At 71.0% G+C, this 15,880-nt stretch carries 18 protein-coding genes; 9 read left to right on the plus strand and 9 right to left on the minus strand.

Features of this window, described 5'->3' with window-relative positions:
* Together AB0K18_RS30945 and AB0K18_RS30950 are read left to right on the plus strand one after the other, a co-directional pair.
* Nucleotides 1-200: hypothetical protein (locus AB0K18_RS30945; RefSeq protein ID WP_364921213.1), on the plus strand; the 200-nt coding region annotated here is incomplete at its 5' end.
* A gap of 53 nt (nt 201-253) precedes the next feature.
* Nucleotides 254-829, plus strand: a complete 576-nt coding sequence (locus AB0K18_RS30950; RefSeq protein WP_364921216.1) for an AAA family ATPase — start codon at nt 254-256, stop codon at nt 827-829.
* On the opposite strand, the gene AB0K18_RS30955 is transcribed toward AB0K18_RS30950, so the two are convergent.
* The 7 genes from AB0K18_RS30955 to argG all read right to left on the minus strand — a co-directional run bounded on the left by AB0K18_RS30955 (nt 826) and on the right by argG (nt 9,124).
* Nucleotides 826-2,031, minus strand: a complete 1,206-nt coding sequence (locus tag AB0K18_RS30955; protein WP_364921219.1) for an MFS transporter — start codon at nt 2,029-2,031, stop codon at nt 826-828. The genes AB0K18_RS30950 and AB0K18_RS30955 overlap by 4 nt on opposite strands.
* A gap of 477 nt (nt 2,032-2,508) precedes the next feature.
* Nucleotides 2,509-3,765 (minus strand): amidohydrolase, encoded by a 1,257-nt coding sequence (locus AB0K18_RS30960; RefSeq protein WP_364921221.1) that lies wholly within the window; start codon nt 3,763-3,765, stop codon nt 2,509-2,511.
* Between the two features lie 108 nt (nt 3,766-3,873).
* Nucleotides 3,874-5,052: a glycosyltransferase family 4 protein gene (locus tag AB0K18_RS30965; protein ID WP_364921224.1), complete on the minus strand. Its 1,179-nt coding sequence runs from the start codon at nt 5,050-5,052 to the stop codon at nt 3,874-3,876.
* Entirely contained in the window at nt 5,049-5,921 is an 873-nt protein-coding gene (locus tag AB0K18_RS30970; protein ID WP_364921227.1) for a sulfotransferase, read from the minus strand. The genes AB0K18_RS30965 and AB0K18_RS30970 overlap by 4 nt, the downstream gene beginning before the upstream one ends.
* Before the next feature lie 87 nt (nt 5,922-6,008).
* Entirely contained in the window at nt 6,009-6,392 is a 384-nt protein-coding gene (locus AB0K18_RS30975) for an ATP-binding protein (RefSeq protein WP_364921230.1), read from the minus strand.
* 131 nt (nt 6,393-6,523) lie between these two features.
* A complete protein-coding gene (locus AB0K18_RS30980) occupies nt 6,524-7,357 on the minus strand; it encodes an SAM-dependent methyltransferase (RefSeq protein ID WP_364921232.1) in 834 nt (277 codons plus the stop codon).
* A 297-nt stretch (nt 7,358-7,654) separates the two neighbouring features.
* Complete coding sequence (gene argG / locus AB0K18_RS30985) at nt 7,655-9,124, minus strand: argininosuccinate synthase (protein ID WP_364921235.1); 1,470 nt, start codon at nt 9,122-9,124, stop codon at nt 7,655-7,657.
* A gap of 270 nt (nt 9,125-9,394) precedes the next feature.
* Here argG and AB0K18_RS30990 point away from each other — a divergent pair, with 270 nt between their 5' ends.
* The 5 genes from AB0K18_RS30990 (at nt 9,395) to AB0K18_RS31010 (ending at nt 12,554) form a co-directional block, all read left to right on the plus strand.
* Entirely contained in the window at nt 9,395-10,066 is a 672-nt protein-coding gene (locus AB0K18_RS30990) for a TetR family transcriptional regulator (RefSeq protein WP_364921238.1), read from the plus strand.
* The gene (locus AB0K18_RS30995) at nt 10,063-10,263 is read left to right on the plus strand and encodes a ferredoxin (RefSeq protein WP_345386644.1); all 201 of its coding nucleotides are present in this window, start codon (nt 10,063-10,065) and stop codon (nt 10,261-10,263) included. The genes AB0K18_RS30990 and AB0K18_RS30995 overlap by 4 nt, the downstream gene beginning before the upstream one ends.
* Entirely contained in the window at nt 10,260-11,483 is a 1,224-nt protein-coding gene (locus tag AB0K18_RS31000; RefSeq protein ID WP_364921240.1) for a cytochrome P450, read from the plus strand. The genes AB0K18_RS30995 and AB0K18_RS31000 overlap by 4 nt, the downstream gene beginning before the upstream one ends.
* Nucleotides 11,484-11,519: 36 nt before the next feature.
* Nucleotides 11,520-12,155 carry a nucleoside/nucleotide kinase family protein gene (locus tag AB0K18_RS31005; protein WP_364921243.1) on the plus strand — a complete coding sequence of 212 codons (636 nt, stop codon included), beginning with the start codon at nt 11,520-11,522 and terminating at the stop codon, nt 12,153-12,155.
* A 126-nt stretch (nt 12,156-12,281) separates the two neighbouring features.
* Nucleotides 12,282-12,554, plus strand: a complete 273-nt coding sequence (locus tag AB0K18_RS31010) for a hypothetical protein (RefSeq protein ID WP_364921246.1) — start codon at nt 12,282-12,284, stop codon at nt 12,552-12,554.
* Here the strand turns inward: AB0K18_RS31010 and AB0K18_RS31015 are convergent.
* On the minus strand, nt 12,529-12,951 hold the full coding sequence (locus tag AB0K18_RS31015) for a hypothetical protein (RefSeq protein WP_364921249.1): 423 nt from the start codon (nt 12,949-12,951) through the stop codon (nt 12,529-12,531). The two genes, AB0K18_RS31010 and AB0K18_RS31015, sit on opposite strands and share 26 nt — an antisense overlap.
* A gap of 220 nt (nt 12,952-13,171) precedes the next feature.
* On the opposite strand from AB0K18_RS31015, the gene AB0K18_RS31020 reads away from it, so the two are divergent.
* On the plus strand, nt 13,172-13,624 hold the full coding sequence (locus AB0K18_RS31020) for a hydrogenase/urease maturation nickel metallochaperone HypA (RefSeq protein ID WP_364921252.1): 453 nt from the start codon (nt 13,172-13,174) through the stop codon (nt 13,622-13,624).
* Here the strand turns inward: AB0K18_RS31020 and AB0K18_RS31025 are convergent.
* Nucleotides 13,612-14,904 (minus strand): ArsB/NhaD family transporter, encoded by a 1,293-nt coding sequence (locus AB0K18_RS31025; protein ID WP_364921255.1) that lies wholly within the window; start codon nt 14,902-14,904, stop codon nt 13,612-13,614. The genes AB0K18_RS31020 and AB0K18_RS31025 overlap by 13 nt on opposite strands.
* A 155-nt stretch (nt 14,905-15,059) precedes the next feature.
* Between AB0K18_RS31025 and AB0K18_RS31030 the strand changes: the two genes are divergently transcribed.
* Nucleotides 15,060-15,803 (plus strand): class I SAM-dependent methyltransferase, encoded by a 744-nt coding sequence (locus AB0K18_RS31030; protein WP_364921257.1) that lies wholly within the window; start codon nt 15,060-15,062, stop codon nt 15,801-15,803.
* Nucleotides 15,804-15,880: the final 77 nt, after the last annotated feature.

Below are 15,880 nucleotides of genomic sequence, written 5' to 3' on the forward strand. Positions count from 1 at the left end.
ACATCCCCGAGCCGGGCATTCCCGAGTCGTTCAAGGTGCTGATCAAGGAGATGCAGTCGCTGTGCCTCAACGTCGAGGTGCTCTCCAGCGACGGCTCGTCCATCGACATGCGCGACACCGACGAGGACGTCTTCCGCGCGGCGGAGGAGCTCGGTATCGATCTGTCCCGGCGCGAGCCGAGCAGCGTGGACGAGATCTGACCGCACACCCCGGGGTGGGCCGCCGCGCCCACCCCTGCGATCATGCGAGGACGATGCGTTACATCATCACCGGCACCCCCGGGGCCGGGAAGACCACGATCCTGCGCGGCCTGGCCGCGCGCGGCCACGTCACCGTCGAGGAGGCGGCCACCGCGGTCATCGCGGCCGAGCAGGCCCGCGGCGACTCCGAGCCGTGGACCCGCCCCGCCTTCATCGCCAAGGTCGCCGACCTGCAGCGCCGCAGACAGGAGCAGGCGGACGCGGGCCCGGGCGGGGTCGCCGTGCGGTTCTTCGATCGGTCGCCCGTCTGCACCCACGCGCTCGCCACGTACGTCGGCCACCCCGTCCCGTCCGCCCTGACCACCGAGATCGAGCGACTGGCCCGGGAAGGGGTGTACGACCGGCACGTCTTCTTCGTCCGCAACCTCGGTTTCTGCGAGCCGACCGACGCCCGCAGGATCACCTTCGAGGAGTCCCTGGAGTTCGAACGCCTCCACGAGGAGACCTACCGGGCGTTCGGCTACCACCTCATCGACTTGCCGGCCGGACCGCCGGACGAGCGGGTCGCCCTGGTCGAGGAGACGGCGTCGAGGCTGGCGGCCGGGACGGGCTGCCCCGCCTGCCCTTAGGGCGTCACGGGGACGGCCTGGCGGACGGCGGGGGAGAGCCAGCTCAGCGCGAGCGCCGTCGTCGCGGCGCCCAGCGCGGTCAGGATCGGCAGGACGGCGGCGACCTCGTACAGGGCCGTGCCGAGCAGCGGGCCGACGATGAACGTGGTGCCGATCGTGGCGTTGATCAGCCCCGCCACCGAGGCGTGCTGGCCGGGCCCCGCCACCAGGGTCGGCGCGGCGGTGAAGCCCGGCGCCGCCAGCCCGAGCCCCAGCCCCAGCAGCACGAACGCGGCGGCGATCAGCCAGAGCGTGTCCGCCGCCGCGAGCAGCGCGAACGCCGCCGCCGTGAGCGGGGCGCCGGCCCGCATCAGCCGCAGCACCGGCCAGCGCAGCACCGGGATGAGCGCGCCCTGCACGGCCACGAGCACCAGCCCGGCCGCGACCAGCGTGACGCCCACCGCCCCCGCGGTCTCCTGGGGCCCCAAATGGAGCCGGTCGGCCAGCAGGAAGCCGACGATCACCTGCACCAGGCCGAGCGACAAGTAGAGGCAGAAGCCGATCGCGAGCAGCGGCCACATGCGCGCGTCCCACGGGCGCAGCCGCGCCACCGGCTGTTCGGGCGGGGGAGCGGGCGCCGCCGGCGGCCGTACGGTGACCAGCACCCACACCGTGAGCAGCAGGCACACGACGGGCGCCAGGTAGAGCGGCAGCATGAGCGAGACCACGGCCAGCGCGCCGCCGCCGGCCGGGCCGAGCACCAGGGAGAGCCCCTGCGCCGCGCCGATCAGCCCGGTGGCGCGGGTGCGCTCGGCCTGCGTGGTGGTGCTCGCGGCGGCGACGGCGAGCGTGGCCACCGGCAGCGCGGCCAGGCCCGCGCCGAAGATCAGGCTGCGGGTCACCAGCAGCAGGCCGAACAGCACGGGGGAGGACAGGTGGCCGTCGAGCCCCACCGCGGCGACGACCCCGAAGCCGGTCATGCCCGCCGTCGCCAGGCCGAGCCCGCACAGCAGCACCAGGCGTAACCCGAGCCGCCGCAGCGCCATCCCCCACAGCGGGCTGGCGATGGTCAGGGACGTGGCGGCGGCGGTGACGACGAGCCCGAGCTGGGTCTCGGTCAGGTGCAGCTCGCGGGAGAGGGGGGCGAGGACGGGGGTGAGGAGTTGCTGGGCCGAGAACACCACCAGGATGGTGACAAGTAACGGGATCAGGGCCTTGCGCACCAGATGTCCCTTCTTTGAAAGGTCAGGGACAGCGTACGTGTGTGCGGCAATAACGACAATCATTTCCCGATAAGGCCGGCGTCGTGAGCGCAGCCACATTTACCGATTTTTCGGGACATGCGGCTTTTCATTTAGCGCGAAAAATGGCCCTTCACGAGGACTTGCGAGCCGCCCCGCAGCCGCGTCCGCCATCGGGCACCTGACCCGCGACATCCGATATGACCAGGCATGATCGGCCAAGAGCCGCCGCCCAGTCTGGGCTGCTGCCCGGTCTGCCCGGCTGCCCGGCTGCCCGGTCTGCCCGCTGCCCGGTCTGGCCCGTCCGGTCTGGCTGACGAGCGGCCTCGAAGGCGTTAATCCAGAAATGGCCTGAGGTGGCGGTGCGGCCGATCTCGTCGCCCACGGTTTCCGTCAGTTGATGGGCTTTTGCTGGAGTCTGTGGTGAAAGACGAGAAACGTTCCGTGGCTCTTGGCAGTTCAGCTTGCCGAAGGGTCAGGGGCGAGCCAGGCGAGGGCCGCGACCACGGCCGCCTGAACGCCGGTGTCCAGCGTGGGCCGGATCGGCGGGGCGAAGCGGGTGCTGTGGTTGCCGGGGACGTCGGCGGCGATGGTGTCGCGCCCGGCCGCCTCCTCGTACGCGGCCGGCTCCGCCCCGCCGAACGCCCAGTACGTGTACGGCACCCCGAAGGCGTCAGGGATCTCGCTGAAGTCCTCGCTGGCCGTCTGCAGGTCGAGCGGCACCGCCCGGCCGTCGAAGCGGGCGGCGAAGGCGGCGGCGACCTTCGCGGTGGCCGCCTCGTCGTTGACCGTGGGCGGGAACATGCCGAAGTGGTCGATCTCCGGCGGCCGAGGGGCGTCGGATGCCGCGCTCTCCGCGCGGGCGATGCGGGTGACGGCGTCCTTGACGCGCCGCCGTACGTCCTCCTGGTACGTCCGCACGTTGATCTGGATCTCGGCCCGCTCCGGGATGTTGCTGGGGTTCGTACCGGAATGGATGCTGCCGACCGTGAGCACCACCGGGGACAGCGCGCTCACCTCCCGCGCGACGACCGTCTGCAGCCGCACGACCAGCATCGAGGCCAGCACCACCGGATCGACGCCCCGGTCGGGGGTGGAGGCGTGGGCCGAGCGGCCGTACAGGGTGACGCGGTAGTCGTCGGCGGCCGACAGCACCGGGCCGGGGCGGGTCAGCACCTGGCCGGCGGGATAGGGCAGCACGTGCTGGGCCAGGCAGACCTCCGGCCTGGGCACGCGCTCGGTCAGCCCGTCGGCGAGCATCGCGCGGGCGCCGTCGCCGGTCTCCTCGGCCGGCTGGAACAGCGCGACGTGCGTGCCGCGCCAGGCGTCGGTGGCCTGTGACAGCAGCCGGGCGGCGCCCAGGAGGCAGGCCATGTGCAGGTCGTGGCCGCAGGCGTGTATGAGCGGGCGGCCGCCGGCGTCGGTCGCGGTGCTCGCGTACGGGAGGCCGGTCTCCTCCTCGACCGGCAGCGCGTCCAGCTCGGCGCGGGACAGCACGCACGGGCCGGCGCCGTTGCGCAGCACGCCGACGACGCCGGTGCCGCCGATGCCGCAGTGCACCTCGTAGCCGAGGGCGCGCAGCTCGTCGGCCACCTTGGCGGCGGTGCGGTGTTCCTGGTGGCTGAGTTCCGGGTGGGCGTGCAGGTCGCGGTAGAGCTCCTCCAGGCCGGGCCTGGCGGCGTCCAGACCGGCCAGCACCGTTTCGACGTTCCGCACACCGGGATGCTTTCCGCGAACGGCGCGTCAATGGCTATGGGCTCGCAAATGCTTCGGCAAGCCGCGCAGACCGGCTGCGCAGACCGGCTGCGCAGACCGGCCGGTCGTTCAGCGGGCCGCCCAGGCGGGGTCCGTGAGCGGGGCGCCCGCCGCCAGTGCGGCGAAGAGCTTCTCCCAGAGCGGCATGACGACCTCGGGCGTGTAGCCGTGGGCGGTCTCCGCCGCGGCGGCGCCCAGCCGGACGCGCAGGTCGCGGTCGCCCATGACGTGGCTGAGCGACCGGGCGAGCGCGTCGACGTCTCTGGGCGGCACCAGGATGCCGTCCTTGCCGGGGGTCAGCACGTCGGCGGGCCCGGTGGGGCAGTCGAAGGCGACGATCGGCAGGGCGTGGCCCATGGCCTCGATCATGGCCATCGGCAGGCCCTCGATGCGCGAGCTGAGCGCGTAGACGGACGACTTCGCCAGCTCCTCGTGGATGCGGTTGCTGCGTCCCATGAGCTTGATGCGGTCGCGCATGCCGCTCTCGTTGATCCGCTCCTGCAGCCGTTCCTTCGACGGCCCGGTGCCGAAGATGCGCAGCTTCCATCCCGGATGCTCGGCCGCCGCGGCGGCGAAGGCCGGGATGAGCATGTCGAAGCCCTTCTGCGGCACCAGCCGCCCCACCGCGATCACGATGGGGTTGCTCTGCTCGGTGTGCTTGCGCTGGTCCATGTGGACGGCATTGGGGATGCGGACCACAGGGGTGCCGGACAGCAGGTCCGTGTATTCGCGCCGGCTGGTCTCGGTGAGCACGGCGATGGCGTCGAAGCGGCCGTAGTGGCGGCCGATCTGCTCGCGTACGGCCTCGTGGTAGGAGGCGAGGTTCATGTGCTCCTGGGCCACCCGGATCACGCCGGCGTTGGCGCGGCGGGCGGCGATCAGGTTGAGCGCGGGGCGGGTGGTGACGAGGATGCCGTCGCGCAGCCCGGAGACGTAGTCGATGACCGCCCCCTCCACCCGCTCGGTGAAGTATTCGGCGGCGAACTCGCCGTACGGGACGATCTTGCCGCGGGCGCGCCGCCACACCTTGCGGGCCAGCGAGTCGGCCGCGACGCCGTCGCGCTGGTCGACCAGCGCGGACAGCCGCACCCGCGGGTCGATGGCGAACTGCGGCTCGTCACGGCGGCGGACCACGCTGACGATCTCGACGTCGTGGCCCGCCTCGACCATGGCGTGCGCCTGGTTGACGACGGTACGGATGGTGCCGCCCATGCCGTAGGCGTGCAGCAGCATGTAGCGGAGCTTCACGAGAGGTACTCCCAGGTCCGGCACATGTCCTTGAGCACGTCGGGGATCTCGTCGGCGCCGGGCAGGTCGCGCCCGCGCTGCACGGTGCCCGACTGGATCTTGTCCTTCCAGTCGCCCAGGCCCTTGGTGACCACCTCGGGCTTGCCGTACGACAGGAGCTGCGGCGACCACGGCACCGACAGGAAGTCGCAGATGCCGCGCCCGATCTTCTCCGGCTCGGCGGTCAGCTCCTCGTAGCGCACGGTCAGGCCGGGCAGGGCCGTGCGGGCCCGCTGCACGGCCTTCATGTAGCGCAGGGCGTCGGCCGCCGCCTCGTCGCGGTCGCGTTTGCCGGGGCTGGCTTCGTACCAGGAGGCCGCGATGGAGGCGGGGTGGCGCAGCAGGAACACGAACCGCGCGTCCGGCCAGCAGGCCGCCAGCCGCTCGTACGCGAACGCGTTAGCCGGCGTCTTCTCCACGATGAACCGCTTGCCGCTGCGGACCAGCTCACGGTGGAGCACGCGGTCCCACAGCAGGTGTTCGAGGTCGGCCCTGTTGTGCCCGAGGGCCTCCATGGCCTTCTCCGCCAGCGAGGTATCGAATTCCACGCGCAACCGGCGTACGTGCAGCTCATGGGGAGCGTGCAGGTCGGGGTGGGCGTTGAGCATCGCCCGCAGCAGCGTCGAGCCCGATCGCACCGGCGAGATGATGAACACCGGCGCCTTGACGAGGCGGTCGGTCTCGGGATCGGCGGGCGGGCGGAACGGCGACTGCGGCCGTTTCTCCGGGGCGGGCTTGGGCGCCGCCACTTGCCCCGCTTTACCTACTCGGTTGAGCTGGAATCCTGTGTACCTGGCCAGCGCTCCGTTGATTGTGCGCTGCCACTTCATGCCGAGCGAGGCTACCTGTCTTACCTGGGGATTGCCTGAAGGACCCCTGCAGCTTACCCGGTCAGCATGAGATGTGGCTCACAGTGTTCACGGTGTGACGCAGAACCACACGACCTTGCCGTTGTCCGTGGCCGTCACGCCCCAGGCGTCGGCGATCGCCCCGACGATCTGCAGCCCCCGCCCCGAGATCGCGTCCATGTCCGCGGCCCGCGGGCGCGGCACGCCCTCGCCCGGGTCGAAGACCTCCCCGTAGACCTCGCCCGCGCGCTCCTCGAGGCGCAGGGCGTAGGCGGAGCCCCCGTAGCGTACGGCGTTGGTGACCAGCTCGCTGACGATGAGCAGGCAGTCGTCCACGACGTGCGCGAGTCCCCAGTCGGTCAGATCGGTCCTGATCAGCTCGCGGGCCCTGCCGACGCCCGACGGCACGGACGGCAGCAGGTACTCCACCATGCGGGTCGGTGGCGCTGACAAGGACCCCGGTTGGAGGGCCATACGCATCACATCTCTCGGTTTTGGGAGCGCTCCCAACTCCACGATAAACGTTCGCCCTCACTCTTGTGAATGCGCACCGGAAAAGTTTGCAAACGAGACGTGACGTGCTTTCAGGGGATTCGGGCGACAGCGCCGTAGTTGCCGGACTTGCTGGGCTCCTCCTGGCAGGAGAGATCCTCGCCCAGCGGCCGCCACTCCGGTACCCAGACCAGGCCGGGCGCCACCAGATCGAGTCCCTCTAACAGGGCCGCCACTTCCTCTTTCGAGCGTACGGCCAGGTGGGGGAGCGTCATCGCGAGCAGGTCGTCGATGGCGGGCAGCAACTCCGGTGGGACACCGTCGAACGTGGTGTGCAGAAGGGTGAGGAAACTACCAGCGGGAGCCGTGTGACGGAGTCGCTTGATGACATAGTGGGCATACTCCTCATCGTGCAGGCTGTAGGCCGACAGCAGGAGCACCGCCACCGGGCGGTCCCAGTCGATGAAGGTCCTGACCACGTGGTGGTCGAGCACCTCGTCGATCTCCCGCACGTCTCCCTCCACCACGCGCACCAGGTCGGTGAACGGCTCGATGGTGGCCTGCGCCAAGGTCACCACCATGGGGTTGTTCTCGACGTACAGGACTCTCGGGGCGGGCCCGCCCGGGTGCTTCGCCAAATCGTGCAGATTCCGCCCGGCGGACAGCCCGCTCGGAATACCGCTGCCGACGATCAGGAATTGATCCACTTCTTCCTGCACCGCCAGATGGCGGATCACCCGCGACAAGAACTCCAGCACCGCGTGGGCCGCGTTCGTCAGGGCCGGGGCGGCTTGATCGAAATGGCGCACCGCGTCCTTGTCGACCAGGAAGTTGTTCTTCCCGCCGGCGGCCGCGTCGAAGATACGCGTGATCCTGGCCTGCGTGGTCTCCAACTTGGCCAAATTCCGGACAGCACGCTGGTGCATGAGCGTTGCCCCTTTCCCCTCGCCGCCGACCCTTATTCGCGGTAAGCGATCTTTGGACCTCACTCAGGACTCGAACCATATGTTCCAACAATTCCAGTCAATGACAACCCGATAGACCGGTTATCTTGGGAAATGTTTGTTACCAGAATCATCGTGACAAGAGGCTCTGAGTGCGCCGCGGCAGGCCGTAGGGCGGCCCCCTGACGGCGGCACCGGGTCTGAGCAGGGCGAACTCCCCCTAGAGACGACGACGCCCCGCGTGCTCGCGGGCACGCGGGGCGGTCGAAGCGGGACGGATCAGTCGGTGCCGAACTCCATGGCGGCGTTGTCGAGCAGCACGTCGTCCTCGGGAACCTCCGAGGGGGACGTGATCGACTCGCCGCGGGCCGCGATGGCCTCGGCGCCGCCCTCGTCGAGGGAGCCGATGAGGCCGCTGGCCGTCGCCTGCGGAGCGCCGAGGAGCGACTGGTGGGGGCTGCCCACCATGCCGAGCCCGGCGTACTGCTCCAGCTTGGCGCGGGAGTCGGCGATGTCGAGGTTGCGCATGGTGAGCTGGCCGATGCGGTCGAGCGGGCCGAACGCGGCGTCCTCGGTGCGCTCCATCGACAGCTTGTCGGGGTGGTAGCTGAAGGCGGGGCCGGAGGTGTCGAGGATCGTGTAGTCCTCGCCGCGCCGCAGCCGCAGCGTGACCTCGCCGGTGACGGCCATGCCGACCCAGCGCTGCAGCGACTCGCGCAGCATCAGCGCCTGCGGGTCGAGCCAGCGGCCCTCGTAGAGCAGCCGGCCCAGCTTGCGGCCCTCGGTGTAGTAGCTGGCCAGGGTGTCCTCGTTGTGGATGGCGTTGACCAGCCGCTCGTAGGCGGCGTGCAGCAGCGCCATGCCGGGAGCCTCGTAGATGCCGCGGCTCTTGGCCTCGATGACGCGGTTCTCGATCTGGTCGGACATGCCGAGCCCGTGCCGCCCGCCGATGGCGTTGGCCTCCAGCACCAGGTCGACGGCCGAGGGGAACTCCTTGCCGTTGATGCTGACCGGACGCCCGCGCTCGAAGGCGATCGTGACGTCCTCGGCCGGGATCTCGACCTCAGGGTCCCAGAACCGCACACCCATGATCGGCTCGACGATCTCGATGCCTGCGTCGAGGTGTTCGAGAGCCTTGGCCTCGTGGGTGGCGCCCCAGATGTTCGCGTCCGTCGAGTACGCCTTCTCGGTGCTCGCGCGGTACGGCAGGTCGCGGGCGAGCAGCCACTCCGACATCTCCTTGCGCCCGCCCAGCTCGCTGACGAAGTCGGCGTCGAGCCACGGCTTGTAGATGCGCAGGGACGGGTTGGCGAGCAGGCCGTAGCGGTAGAACCGCTCGATGTCGTTGCCCTTGAAGGTGGAGCCGTCGCCCCAGATGAGCACTTCGTCGTCGAGCATGGCGCGCACCAGCAGCGTGCCTGTGACGGCGCGGCCGAGCGGGGTTGTGTTGAAGTAGGTGCGGCCACCGGACCTGATGTGGAACGCCCCGCAGGCCAGCGCCGCCAGACCCTCCTCGACGAGGGCCTCCCGGCAGTCGACCAGGCGGGCGACCTCGGCGCCGTACTGCGTGGCACGACCGGGCACCGACGCGATGTCGGGCTCGTCGTACTGGCCGATGTCGGCGGTGTAGGTGCAGGGCACCGCACCCTTCTCGCGCATCCACGCGACAGCCACGGAGGTGTCGAGGCCGCCGGAGAAGGCGATCCCGACGCGTTCGCCTACTGGGAGGGAGGTGAGCATCTTGGACACGAGTAGAAGTATATACACACGAATGCATGACCATTCAAAGCCGACCCCATGAAATGGCGTGATCGGGCGGAGAGGTGCCTGGTCAGCGGCGAGATGTCCGATTCGCGACCGGATGGTGATGATCGCCGCCGGCGGCGTCCCGTCCGGCGGAGCGTCATGGCGGAGCAAAATTTCAAGCAGTCGCTTGACTTACGCCTACCTGCTTGATTGGCTTAATCCGCCCGAATCCGACAGGATCCAGTCAGGATCTGTCAGCGTGGGAGGTGGACCATGACGACCAGGACGGCCCGGGTCAACGCCACCCGCGAGCAGATCCTCACCGCCGCCGAGCGGCTCTTCGCCGAGCACGGCGTGTACGCCGTCTCCAACCGCCAGGTCAGCGAGGCCGCAGGCCAGGGCAACAACGCCGCCGTCGGCTACCACTTCGGCACCAAGGCCGACCTGGTACGCGCCATCGTGCGCAAGCACGCCGACCAGGTCGAACGGCAGCGCCGCCGCCTCCTGGCCGAGGTCGAGGACACGGGCGAGGGCACGGCCGAGGCGCGCGACTGGGTCGGCTGCCTCGTCCGCGCGCTCACCGAGCACCTGGCCGCACTCGGCACCCCCACCTGGTACGCCCGCTTCGCCGCCCAGGTCATGACCGACCCCGCGCTGCGCAGGATCATGCGGGACGAGGCGCTCACCTCGCCCACCCTCATGCGCGTCCTGGAGGGCCTGCGCCGCTGCCTGCCCGAGCAACCCGCCGACGTACGCGCCGAGCGCGCCGAGATGACCAGCCAGCTCCTCGTCCACATGTGCGCCCAGCGCGAGCGCGCGCTCGCCGAGAACCTGCCCACCCCGCGCTCCACCTGGCACGACGCCGCGACGGGCCTGATCGACGCGATCACCGCGATCTGGACCGCCCCGGTCACCAGGGACGTCAAGGAAGGAAGAACGTCATGAAGGTCACCGTGGACCAGGACAAATGCTGCGGCGCCGGGCAGTGCGTGCTGCTCGCGCCCGACGTGTTCGACCAGGGCGAGGACGACGGCATCGTGCTGCTGCTCGACGCGGAGCCGCCCGAGGGGCTGCACGCCGCCGTACGCGAGGCCGCGGCCGTCTGCCCCGCAGGAGCCATCGACGTGAGCGAGGACGCATGACCGGCACCGTGCCCGAGACCGCAGGCCAGGAGCAGGTCCCGCAGTTCCCCGGCGTCAGGGCCGCGCGCTGCCCCTTCGACCCGCCGCCCGAGCTGCGGGCGCTGCAGGAGAGCGGGCCGCTGACGAAGGTGCGGCTCTGGGACGGCAGCACCCCCTGGTTCGTGACCCGGCACGCCGAGCAGAAGGCGCTGCTGAGCCATCCGAAGGTGAGCGCCGACGTCACCCGGCCCGGCTACCCCATCCACACGCCCGCCGCCGGCGGCGGCTCGCTCAGCTTCATCCTCATGGACGACCCCGAGCACGCCAGGCTGCGCCGCATGGTGCAGGGGGCGTTCACGGTCCGGCGCGTCGAGGGCATGCGGCCGGCCGTGCAGCGCATCGTGGACGACCTCATCGACCAGCTGCTCGCCGGGCCGAAGCCGGTGGACCTGGTGGAGGCGTTCGCGCTGCCGGTGCCTTCGCTGGTCATCTGCGAGCTGCTCGGGGTGCCGTACGCGGATCACGGCTTCTTCCAGGACAACAGCAAGACGATCATCAAGCGGAGCGTCACGCCGGAGGACCGCGCCGTCGCCTTCGGCAAGCTGTACGAGTACCTGGACGGCCTGGTGGGAGAGAAGCTGGCCGACCCCGCCGACGACCTGCTGTCGAAGGTGGCCGCCCACGTGCGGGACGGCGAGCTGACCCGGCAGGCGGCCGCGCAGATGGGCGTGCTGCTGCTCATCGCCGGCCACGAGACCACCGCCAACATGATCGCCCTCGGCACCCTCGCCCTGCTTCAGAACCCCGCCCAGCTCGCCCTGCTGCGCGACTCCGACGACCCCAAGCTGGTCGCGGGAGCGGTCGAGGAACTGCTGCGCTACCTCAACATCACCCACAGCGGACGCCGCCGCGTCGCGCTGGAGGACATCGAGATCGCCGGCCAGGTGATCCGCGCCGGCGAGGGCATCATCATGCCCAACGACATCGGCAACCGCGACCCCGGCGTCTTCCCCGACCCCGACCGGCTCGACGTGCGGCGCGACGCCCGCCGGCACGTCGCCTTCGGCTTCGGCGTGCACCAGTGCCTCGGCCAGCCGCTGGCCAGGATCGAGCTGCAGGTCGTGTACGGCACCCTCTACCGGCGCATCCCCACCCTCGCGGCGGCCGTGCCGATCGAGGAGATCCCGTTCAAGCACGACGGCCAGGTCTACGGCGTCTACGAGCTGCCCGTCACCTGGTGAGCCCCATAATGAACCTGGGCTGATGGGGGTGCGGTGATGGGCGAGGCGCTGGCCGAGCGGGTGCGCGGGCTGTGCGGCGGCGGGGAGCGGGTGATCGTCGGCATCGCCGGCTGCCCAGGCGCCGGCAAGTCGACGCTGGCCGCCTGGCTGGCCGGGGCCCTGACCGAGGCCGGGCTGCCCGCCGTCCACGTGCCCATGGACGGCTACCACCTCGCCGACGTCGAGCTCGACCGCCTCGGCCGGCGGGCGCGCAAGGGCGCCATCGACACCTTCGACGCCCACGGCTACCTCGCGCTGCTGCGGCGGGCCCGCACCGAGACCGGCTCCATCGTGTACGCGCCGTCCTTCGACCGCGACATCGAGCAGCCCGTCGCCGGCGCGATCCCCGTCCCGCCCGGCACCCGCGTGGTCGTCAGCGAGGGCAACTACCTGCTGTCGCGCACCGACCCGTGGCCCGCCGTCCGGGCCGCCATGACCGAGGTCTGGTACGCCGACCTCGACGACCGCGTCCGCCTCGACCGGCTGATCAGGCGGCACGTCGAGTTCGGCAAGACGCCCGACGAGGCGGCCCGATGGGTCGCCGCGGTGGACGAGCCCAACGCCGCCGCCATCCGCGCCACGCGTCACCTCGCCGACCTCCACGTCGACATCGACGCCCTCACCCTGTCCTGACCGATTTCGCCGGATCCGCGCTCACCGCCCCCGTCGCCATCGCCCTGGACGCGGTCTCGTTCGCCGCCTCCGCCCTCGTCAAATCCCACATCCGCGCCGAGGGCCGCCCGAGGGCCGAGGAGGGGCGTGGGGCCTTCCCTGTACGGCGTCAACCAGCAGACCCTGCGTCAGACCCTGATCCCCGCCGAGCTGCTGTCCCGCGCGAACGCCACCTGGCGCTTCCTCGCCTACGGTGGGCAGTCGCTGGGCGCGCTGGCCGGTGGTGCGGCGGGGGCGGCGTTCGGTCTCAAGGCGACGCTGGTCGTCAGCTCGTGCCTGATGCTCGCGGGCACCGCCATCGGGTTCGCCTCGCCCGTACGCCGCCTGCGCGAGGTCAATGAGGGGGAACCCCAGAGATGAGGAGGTACCGGTACAGCTCGTACGCCACGAGCGCCAGCACCGGCAGGCCCGCCACGATCAATAACCGGCGCGGCAGCGGCGCGCGTACGGCGGGCCGCGGCACCGGCTCCACGGGCAGCGCCGGCACCCTGGCGGGCGGCAGCGGGTCGGCCGCCACCAGCTCGGGATGGCGGTCGAGGTAACCGGGCGGGAACGAGGTCAGCGACGACGACCCGCAGGCCGGGCAGCACGGCCCCGACCAGGGCGGCTGCACGGGCACGCCGTGCTTGAGCCAGACCTGGACGGTGCGGTCGCGGCCGTCGCTGAGGTGCCTGACGACGTAGTCCTCCTCCCAGACCTGCAGGCAGTGCAGGCACTCGAAGAGCCAGGACTCGCGGGTATCGAACCCGTCGCGCACGAGGAACCACCCCCGAAGCTTCAGCGTTCGCCTTGAGTGTGCGCCAGGGACCACGTCCTCCTTCAAGGCGGGGTCGCGACACTTTCCGCTACACAATGGTCACCGTTTGTCGTGTTCCGTGGTCAAGTGTTCCCTCGGCCAGGCGCGTTTGTGCAGGTCAGTCGTGCGGTATGGGCGCTTCTGGAAACGGCCGGACGGCCGGCACAGGAGGAGGGGATGGATGCGGGGGTACGAGAGCGGGCTCTGCGCGGAATTCGTCGAGGTGATCCACCGTCAGGCGGCGGGGCGGCGGGTGTCCGCGGTGCGCGTACGCGTGGGGGCCAGGCATGCCGTGGCCGCCGGGATGTTCAGGCAGGCCTTCTGCCGGGCCGCCCGCGGTACGGCCGCGCAGGACGCGGCGGTCCACCTGGTCGTCTCCCCGGTGACGATCGACTGCGACGGCTGCGGCCGGCGTACGGAGTCGATGGATCCGCCGCTCAGGACGCCCGCCCGCGTCCAGGCAGCGGCCGGCGCGGCCGGACCCGCGCCCGGCCCCTCGCTCGACGAGCTCGACGAGCTGGATGAGCCGGGCGGGGCGTACGTGTGCCCGCGCTGCGCGGGCGACCGCGTGACCGTCAGCGGCGGTGACGAGCTGGCGCTGGAGGCCGTCTGGTTCCGTACTCAGGCGAGGTAACGCAGCCACAGGTACGGCGCGCAGAGGGCGACCGTGACCACGGTGACGACCAGGCCGTACCGGGTGAACTGCCAGAAGCTGATCGGGGTGCCGTTGCGGGCGGCGATGCCGAGCACCACCACGTTGGCCGCCGCCCCGACGGCCGTGGCGTTGCCGCCCAGGTCGGCGCCGAACGCCAGCGCCCACCACAGCACCTGCGCGTGCTCGTTGCCACCGCCCGCCTGGACGAGGTCGGCCACGATGGGGCTCATGGTGGCGACGTACGGGATGTTGTCCACGATCGCCGACAGCACGCCCGACGCGCCGAGCAGCACCATCGTGGTCAGCCCGAGCCGTCCCTGCGTCGCGTCGGCCGCGGCCTGCGACACCTGCTCGATCACGCCCGTGTGCACCAGCGCCCCGACCATGACGAACAGCCCGGCGAAGAACACCAGCGTCGGCCACTCCACCTCGCGGATCGCCTCAGACGTGGTGATCCTGGTGGCCGCCACCAGCACGCCGGCGCCCAGCACCGCCACCACGGACGGCTCGTAGTGCAGCACGGGATGCAGCACGAACGCCACCATGACCAGCGCCAGCACGGCCAGCGACTGCCACAGCAGCCGCCGGTCGGCGATCGCCTCGCGCTCGTCGAGCGCCATGACCTCGGCCGCGCGCTCCGGGTCGTAGACGAAGGACTTGCGGAACAGGAACCGGCACATCCCGATGAAGACGACCATCAGGACGACCACCATCGGCGCCATGTGCACGAGGAAGTCGTTGAAGCTCAGCCCGCCGCGGCTGGCGATGATGATGTTCGGCGGGTCGCCGACCAGCGTGGCCGCGCCGCCGATGTTCGACGCCATCGCCTCCGCGATCAGGAACGGCACCGCGTTGAGCGCCAGCCGCTCGCACACCAGGAACGTCACCGGCGCGATCAGCAGCACGGTCGTCACGTTGTCCAGCAGCGCCGAGGCCAGCGCGGTGATGACCACGAGCAGGACCATCAGCCGGTACGGCCGGCCCTTCGCCCGTTTGGCCGCCCAGATCGCCAGATATTCGAAGACCCCCGTCTGTTTCAGCACGCCGACGATGACCATCATCCCGAGCAGCAGGAAGATGACGTTCCAGTCGATGCCGGTCTCTTCGGAGAAGAACGCCGCCTGCGCGTCGGTGGCGTGGATCAGCAGCATGACCCCGGCCCCGCCGAGCGCCGCGGCCACCCGGTGCACCTTCTCGCTGGCGATCAGCGCGTACGCGAACAGGAACACCGCCACCGCGGCCCATGCGATGAACGTCACGAGCGGGCCTGCGGGCAGAGCGTGCTGGGCATGCGGCGGGTGCCTCCTCAAGGAACGACGACGACCATCGCCGACCAGACTTCCCGGCACACCTGTCACCAACGTATCAAGCCACGCCGAACACCACCCCATCAGGAGCGGCGTAGCCTGATCGCATGGCCGACGTACACGCCGACGCACACTTCGAGCACCCCCGTCTCGCCGCGGTCTACGACCCCCTCGACCCCGATCGCAGCGACCTCGACGCCTATGCCGCCGTCGCCGCCGAGCTGAGGGCGCGCCGGGCGCTCGACGTCGGGTGCGGGACGGGCACGTTCGCGCTGCTGCTGGCCGGGCGTGGGCTCGACGTGACCGGCGTCGATCCCGCGGCGGCCTCGCTCGACGTGGCGCGGGCCAAGCCGGGCGCCGATCGGGTGCGGTGGATCCACGGCGACGCCACCGCCGTGCCGCCGATCTCGGCCGACCTGGCCACCATGACCGCGAACGTCGCCCAGGCGATCGCCGAGCCCGCCGGCTGGTCGGCCACCCTCGACGCCGTGCACGCGGCCCTGCGGCCGGGCGGGCATCTGGTGTTCGAGACCCGCGACCCGGCCAGGCGGGCGTGGCTCGGCTGGAACCGGGAGGAGACGTACGTGCGGGCCGACGTCCCCGGGGTGGGCGTGGTGGAGCACTGGGTGGATCTGCTCGACGTCAGCCTGCCGCTGGTGACCTTCCGCGGCACGTACGTGTTCGCCTCCGACGGCCAGGTGCTGACCTCGGACTCCACGCTGCGCTTCCGCGAACGCGACGAGGTCACGGCCGACCTCGCCGCCCACGGCTACACGCTCAAGGACGTCAGGGACGCCCCCGACCGCCCGGGCCGCGAGTTCGTCTTCCTCGCCGAACGCCCCACCACCTGACGCCCCCGCAGCCGAACGCCCCTTCCAAGAGAACACCGCCGCACTCCGGTCGGAGTCCCTTTGGTGTGAGGGGTGTG

The organism is Nonomuraea sp. NPDC049421, from assembly GCF_040677005.1.
Lineage (GTDB): Bacteria > Actinomycetota > Actinomycetes > Streptosporangiales > Streptosporangiaceae > Nonomuraea > Nonomuraea salmonea.

What these genes read in the sequence shown, in the direction of transcription:
- AB0K18_RS30950 (WP_364921216.1), top strand. Translation starts at nt 254, where the DNA reads ATGCGTTACATCATCACCGGCACCCCCGGGGCCGGGAAGACCACGATC.
- AB0K18_RS30970 (WP_364921227.1), bottom strand. Translation starts at nt 5,921, where the DNA reads ATGAAGTGGCAGCGCACAATCAACGGAGCGCTGGCCAGGTACACAGGA.
- AB0K18_RS30980 (WP_364921232.1), bottom strand. Translation starts at nt 7,357, where the DNA reads ATGCACCAGCGTGCTGTCCGGAATTTGGCCAAGTTGGAGACCACGCAG.
- AB0K18_RS30990 (WP_364921238.1), top strand. Translation starts at nt 9,395, where the DNA reads ATGACGACCAGGACGGCCCGGGTCAACGCCACCCGCGAGCAGATCCTC.
- AB0K18_RS30995 (WP_345386644.1), top strand. Translation starts at nt 10,063, where the DNA reads ATGAAGGTCACCGTGGACCAGGACAAATGCTGCGGCGCCGGGCAGTGC.
- AB0K18_RS31000 (WP_364921240.1), top strand. Translation starts at nt 10,260, where the DNA reads ATGACCGGCACCGTGCCCGAGACCGCAGGCCAGGAGCAGGTCCCGCAG.
- AB0K18_RS31005 (WP_364921243.1), top strand. Translation starts at nt 11,520, where the DNA reads ATGGGCGAGGCGCTGGCCGAGCGGGTGCGCGGGCTGTGCGGCGGCGGG.
- AB0K18_RS31020 (WP_364921252.1), top strand. Translation starts at nt 13,172, where the DNA reads ATGCGGGGGTACGAGAGCGGGCTCTGCGCGGAATTCGTCGAGGTGATC.
- AB0K18_RS31030 (WP_364921257.1), top strand. Translation starts at nt 15,060, where the DNA reads ATGGCCGACGTACACGCCGACGCACACTTCGAGCACCCCCGTCTCGCC.